This window comes from Mesorhizobium sp. P3_A9 (assembly GCF_056402975.1).
Window position 1 is genome coordinate 1 of record NZ_JBFUGJ010000348.1, and the last position, 6,011, is coordinate 6,011.

General features: G+C 64.4%; 6 protein-coding genes. 4 read left to right on the forward strand and 2 right to left on the reverse strand.

What is annotated here, in order from left to right; genetic code table 11:
- On the forward strand, positions 1–608 hold a 608-nt coding region (locus AC1DX0_RS29380), incomplete at its 5' end, for a D-apionate lactonase family protein (protein WP_477357922.1).
- 4 nt (positions 609–612) lie between these two features.
- On the opposite strand, the gene AC1DX0_RS29385 is transcribed toward AC1DX0_RS29380, so the two are convergent.
- Positions 613–1,326 (reverse strand): transcriptional regulator NanR, encoded by a 714-nt coding sequence (locus AC1DX0_RS29385; RefSeq protein ID WP_477221062.1) that lies wholly within the window; start codon positions 1,324–1,326, stop codon positions 613–615.
- A gap of 186 nt (positions 1,327–1,512) precedes the next feature.
- Here AC1DX0_RS29385 and oiaX point away from each other — a divergent pair, with 186 nt between their 5' ends.
- Positions 1,513–2,763, forward strand: a complete 1,251-nt coding sequence (oiaX, locus tag AC1DX0_RS29390) for a 3-oxo-isoapionate-4-phosphate decarboxylase OiaX (RefSeq protein WP_477221061.1) — start codon at positions 1,513–1,515, stop codon at positions 2,761–2,763.
- An 8-nt stretch (positions 2,764–2,771) separates the two neighbouring features.
- Positions 2,772–4,094, forward strand: coding sequence for a four-carbon acid sugar kinase family protein (locus tag AC1DX0_RS29395; protein ID WP_477221060.1), 1,323 nt, complete (start codon positions 2,772–2,774; stop codon positions 4,092–4,094).
- On the opposite strand, the gene AC1DX0_RS29400 is transcribed toward AC1DX0_RS29395, so the two are convergent.
- Entirely contained in the window at positions 4,091–4,630 is a 540-nt protein-coding gene (locus AC1DX0_RS29400; RefSeq protein ID WP_477221059.1) for an Lrp/AsnC family transcriptional regulator, read from the reverse strand. The two genes, AC1DX0_RS29395 and AC1DX0_RS29400, sit on opposite strands and share 4 nt — an antisense overlap.
- A 48-nt stretch (positions 4,631–4,678) precedes the next feature.
- On the opposite strand from AC1DX0_RS29400, the gene AC1DX0_RS29405 reads away from it, so the two are divergent.
- The gene (locus AC1DX0_RS29405; protein ID WP_477221058.1) at positions 4,679–5,854 is read left to right on the forward strand and encodes an MFS transporter; all 1,176 of its coding nucleotides are present in this window, start codon (positions 4,679–4,681) and stop codon (positions 5,852–5,854) included.
- Positions 5,855–6,011: the final 157 nt, after the last annotated feature.

The window sequence follows — 6,011 nt, forward strand, 5'->3', positions numbered from 1 at the left end:
ACTTTGTTACCCACTGCACCTGTCCGATCGTGCATGCCGCCGACGATCTCAGCGTCATGCAGTCGCTGGAGGCGTTGCCGTTCATCACCCGCTCGGCGCGGGCGATCTTCGGCGACAAGCCCTACCGGATCGGACCGTCGACCATTGCAATGCGGCAGAACCCTTATGGCGGCGCGACCAAGGACAATCCGCGGGGACAGCGCATCGCCATGGCGAACCGCGATCCGCGCCACAACGGCCTGTTCGCCGCCGCATTGACCATCGGCTATGCCGCGCGCGTCGCGCCAGCCGGGCTGGAGATGCTGACGCTGTCCGGCTTCACCGGACCGTTCGGCCTGCTGGCGGCATCCGGGGAACCTACCCTTGAGGGATCACCACGACCGATCTTCAGGGCCATCAAGGGGCTCTGCGAACTGGCTGGTCTGGCGCATGTGTCCGCCGCGACAAGCGACGAGACGCGGATTGCGGCGCTGGCCGGGCGCTCCGCCTCGGGCGAGACCATCGTATGGCTGGCAAACCTGACAGCGGACGATGTCGCGGTCGACGCTTCCGCGCTTGGCCAGGGCAATCTGCTAATGTCGCCCTACGCCATTATCCGGATCGGTTAAGAGCCTACTTCTCGGAATTCATCACGTAAAGCGCGCGCGAGCGTTCGAGGTGCTTGATCATCGACTTCTCGGCGCCTTCAGCGTCCCGCTGCTCGATGCGGTCGACGATCTCCTCGTGCTCGGTCAGCGTGTACTTTTCCTTGCCCGTCCAGATCAGCATCTCGGTGTGATATTCCTTCAGCCAGCCGAGCATAGCCTCGCTGACGGCGACATAGATCGGATTGCCGGATATCATCGCGATATGGGTGTGGAATTTCATGTCCGCCGAAATGAAGGCTTCGGAATCGCCGCGCGCGGCACGCTGCTCGGCGACCGTTGCCTTGAGCCGCTGCACATCCTCGACGGTCGCCTTTTCGGCGGCTTCCCTGACCATGCCGCGCTCGAAGAAAATGCGCGCGGTCTTGAGGTGCTCGAGCGTGTCCTTCGACGACGACAGGATGATCTTGGCCGCGCCGTCGACCTGTCTGATGATCGACTTGGCGGTGAGCTGCAGCACCTTGGCCCGCTCGCCATGCGAAATGGCGACAAGGCCCATATTGCTCAGCGCCTGCATCGCCTCGCGAATGGCCGGACGGCCAACCTCGAAGCGCTCCATCAATTCGCGCTCCGACGGCATGTCGTCGCCCGGCTGCAGCTCGCCGCTGGTGATCAGCCGCTGCAGCCTTGCAAAGACTTCATCGGAAAGTTTGCGCCGGACGATCGGCTCCGAACGGTTCATCGTSRCGAATCACTCCCTGGCCCGGTTCCTGTTTAGCATTGCCGGCGCGATTCCCGGAATGCTTGCGCCTTGCCCGCCGCGTTGCGTGAGGCCGGGTTATTTGCTTGCAATACTTAGGTACTCATTATACCAGATTTCAGACGCGACGAAACTTTTTTCGGACCCTTTTGGACCGGCAAGCTCCCCATGATCACCTTCACCTATCGCATCGAAACACCTCATAGCATCGAGGCGCTGGCGGCCAAGATCGCCAGCGACCAGTCGACCGGCACTTTCGTTGCCCTGCCCGGCGAGACCGAAGAGCTGAAGGCGCGCGTGGCGGCGCGGGTGCTGGCGATCCGGCATCTGCCGGATGCCGAACAGCCGTCCATTCCCGAGGCCGGCAGCGGACCTTTCAAGCGCGCCGATGTCGACATCGCATTCCCGTTCGATGCGATCGGCACCGATCTTTCGGGGCTGATGACCATCGCCATCGGGGGCACCTATTCGATCAAGGGCCTGTCAGGCATCCGCGTCGTCGACATGAAGCTGCCGCAAGAATTCAAGGGCGCGCATCCCGGCCCGCAATTCGGCGTCGCCGGCAGCCGCCGACTGACCGGCGTCGAGGGCCGGCCCATCATCGGCACCATCGTCAAGCCSGCGCTAGGCTTGCGGCCACCCGAGACGGCCGCGATGGTGGGCGAGCTGATCGCGGCCGGCGTCGATTTCATCAAGGACGATGAGAAGCTGATGAGCCCGGCCTACTCGCCACTGGCGGACCGGGTGAAGGCGATCATGCCGCTGATCCTCGACCACGAGCAGAAGACCGGCAAGAAGGTGATGTATGCCTTCGGCATCTCGCATGCCGATCCCGACGAGATGATGCGCAACCACGATCTGGTGCTTGAGGCCGGCGGCAATTGCGCCGTGGTCAACATCAACTCCATCGGCTTCGGCGGCATGGCTTACTTGAGAAAGCGCTCGGGCCTGGTGCTGCACGCCCACCGCAATGGCTGGGACATCCTCACCCGCCATCCCGGTCTCGGCATGGATTTCAAGGTCTGGCAGCAGTTCTGGCGGCTGCTTGGCGTCGACCAGTTCCAGATCAACGGCATCGCCTCGAAATACTGGGAGCCGGACGAGTCTTTCATCCGCTCCTTCGAGGCGGTGACGACGCCGCTGTTTTCGCCTGACGATTGCGCCCTGCCGGTCGCCGGTTCCGGTCAGTGGGGCGGACAGGCACCCGAGACCTATGAGCGCACCGGGCGGACGGTCGATCTGCTCTATCTCTGCGGCGGCGGCATCGTCAGCCATCCCGACGGCCCGGGTGCCGGCGTGCGCGCCGTCCAGCAGGCCTGGCAGGCTGCCGTCGCGGGCATTCCGCTGGCGGACTATGCAAGCAGCCACGCCGAACTTGCGCGCTCGATCGAAAAATTCGGCGACGGCAAGGCGGCGTGAGCGGGGCGATGCAGAACCTGCTGCTGAGCTATTATGGCGACGACCTTACCGGTTCAACCGACGTCATGGAGGCGCTCGAGCTTGGCGGCGTGCCAACCGTTTTGTTCATGCGCCGGCCCGACCAGCAACTGCTAGCGCGGTTTGCTCAATGCCGCGCCGTGGGACTGGCCGGCACGAGCCGTAGCGAAACGCCGCAATGGATGGACGACAATCTGGCCCCGGCCTTCGAATGGCTGAGAAGCCTCGAAGCGGCGGTTTGCCACTACAAGATCTGCTCGACCTTCGATTCCAGCCCGGCGATCGGCAGCATCGGCCGCGCCATCGAGATCGGCCGGCGCGTCTTCGATCAGAAGAGCGTGCCGGTGGTTGTCGGGGCGCCCCAGCTCAAGCGCTACACGGCGTTCGGCAACCTCTTCGCGGCGTTCCGCGGCACCTATTTCCGCATCGACCGCCACCCCGTCATGAGCCGGCATCCGGTGACGCCCATGAACGAGGCAGACCTGCTCGTCCACCTCTCGCGACAGACCGATCTCGGCTCCGGCCTTGTAGACCTGGCGGCGCTGCAGGCGGATGATCGTTCGCAGACGGTCGACCAGGCTCTGCGGGACAAGGCGATCGTCCTGTTCGACGTCGAAAGCCGCCAGACGCAGGCACGCGTCGGTGAACAGATCTGGCGGGTGTGCGAACAAGGCCATGGTTTCGTCGTTGGATCCTCCGGCGTCGAATATGCGCTGCTTGCCGAATGGGCCGGCAAAGGCATCGCCGCGGGGCACGCGTCCTTCGCGCCGCCCGGCCCGGTGGACCGGCTCGCCGTGGTCTCGGGCAGTGTGTCGCCAACCACCGAGAAGCAGATCCGCTTCGCGCTCGCCCATGGTTTCGACGGCATCCAGATGGACGCCATGCAGATGGTCTCGGACGGCGCCGGCAAGGCGATCGAGCGCGCCATCGCTGGCGGCCTGGCGAGTCTCGCGGCAGGGCGCAGCGTCATCCTCTACACCGCCCTTGGTCCCCAGGCCGACCGCAGCGCCGAGATCGATCATATCGAAGGCGCGCGAAACAGGCTCGGCCGGGCGTTGGGGGACATTCTGCGCCGGCTGGTCGTCGACCAGAAACTCAAGCGCGCGGTGATCGCCGGCGGCGACACCTCCAGCCACGCGCTGGGACAGCTGTCCATCGATGCGCTGACCGTGCGCATGCCGTTGCCGCAATCCCCGGGTTCGCCGCTTTGCCTCGCCCATGGCGGCGGCGACATCGACGGTCTCGAAATCGCGCTGAAGGGCGGCCAGGTCGGCACCGACGCCTATTTCGAGACGATCCGCCTGGGCGGTTAATACAGCGGCTTGCTCATATGGTTGGGCGTTGGCCACGTCTCGGTGATGCCTGGCTGCACCGGACGCTCGAGATAGGTCGACAGCACGACATAACTGCGCGTCGAGGTGACGCCGGGTGTTTCGTAGAGGCGAGCGAGCAGGCCTTCCAGCGCTCTCGTATCTTCCGTGCGGACCTTCAGCAGCATGCAGGTGTCGCCGGCGACGGTGTGGATCTCCTCGACTTCCGGATATTGCGAAACCGCCATCAACTCCGGGGTCTTGCCCCAACCCCTGGTGTCGATATGGACGAAAGCCAGCAACGGCTTCTTCACCGCCTTGGGATCGATGATAACGGCGGTGCCACGAATGGCGCCGCTGCGCCGAAGGCGTTTGACGCGCTCATGCGCGGCCGGCGGCGACAAGCCCACACGATCGCCGAGTTCAGCGTAGCTGATCGTGGCGTCGTCGACGAGAACGCCTAATATTCTTCGGTCTATGGCGTCGAGGTCGCGGGCAGCAGGCTTGTTCTGCAGAATGCCATCTGTTTCTTCATCCATGGCCAATTTCCCGGTTGTCGCTGAATACAATACGGCCATTATGTCGATATGTCGAACACTGATCAAGTTGCCCCTGGAGTAGCGAGCGCCCGGGCGCCGATCCCGGCGCTTGCCTATCTGCTGACCGGCTGCATCGCCGTCATCGGTTCGAATTCGCTTGTGCTGGGGCCGATAGCACCGGCCGTCGCCTCCTCGTTCGGAACAAGCGTACCGGTGGTGATGATCGCGGCAGCCGCCTTCGGCCTCGGCACCTCGGCAAGTGCCCTGTTTCTGGCACGCTACATCGACCGGCTCGGCGCCCGCCGGATGCTGCAGGGTGCACTGCTGTTGCTGGCACTGGCGCTAGTGGCCAGTGCTGTGGCACCGACGGTGATCATGCTGGTCGCGGCACAATTGCTCGCCGGCATCGCCGCCGGTGTCGCCATGCCGGCAATCTATGCAAGCGCGGCGGCGATCGCGCCGCCTGGCCGCGAAAGCGGCACCATCGGCGTCGTGCTCACCGGATGGACGCTCAGCATGGTGGCCGGCGTTTCGCTGTCGGCCGTGCTTGCCGATCTCGTGCATTGGCGCGCCGTCTTCGCCGCCGTCGCGGTGCTGGCACTGCTTGCACTGGCCAGCCTCACAATGACGTCACTGAGCGACATCAGGAAGAGCGGCCCGGCACCAACGCCGCTGGCGGCGCTCAGCATTCCCGGCATTGTGCCGCTTCTCGTTGCCTGCGCGGCCTTCATGACCGCCTTCTACGGGGTCTATGGCTATCTCGGCGATCATTTGCACAGCGGACTGGGCAAGCCGGTGAGCGCCAATGGCTGGGCGGCACTTGCCTATGGCATCGGTTTCGGCACGGCGGCTCTCCTCGACGGCGTGATCGATCGGCTTGGTGCGCGGCGTGTCATGCCGTTCGCCTATCTTCTTGTCGCCGCCGTCTATGTCGCCATCGCCGCGACAAGCAACAGTTTCGGCCCGACGCTCGCCATGGTGGCGGTGTGGGGACTTGCCAATCATTTCGGGCTGAACGTCCTGGTGATGCGCCTCTCGGCGCTCGATCCCTCACGGCGCGGCACGATCATGGGCCTGAATAGCGCGGTGACCTATCTGGCGGTCTTCATCGGCACCACCGGCTTCGGGCCGCTCTATTCCAGCTTCGGCTTTGCGGTCTGCGCGATGGTTGCGGCGCTGCTGATGCTGGTTGCTGCTTCGGCAGCGGCGTGGCGCACGCGATAAACGCTTCTTTCGCGCAATTGCTCCAGTCGACAGAACGTGATTGGCCACTGGCCTGGCGCGGTTGACAGCAGCACCCCTGCACTTCCATAGAAAGCTCGTTAATGTTCTCAGGGCGGGGTGAAAGTCCCCACCGGCGGTAAGGATCTCGATCCAAGCC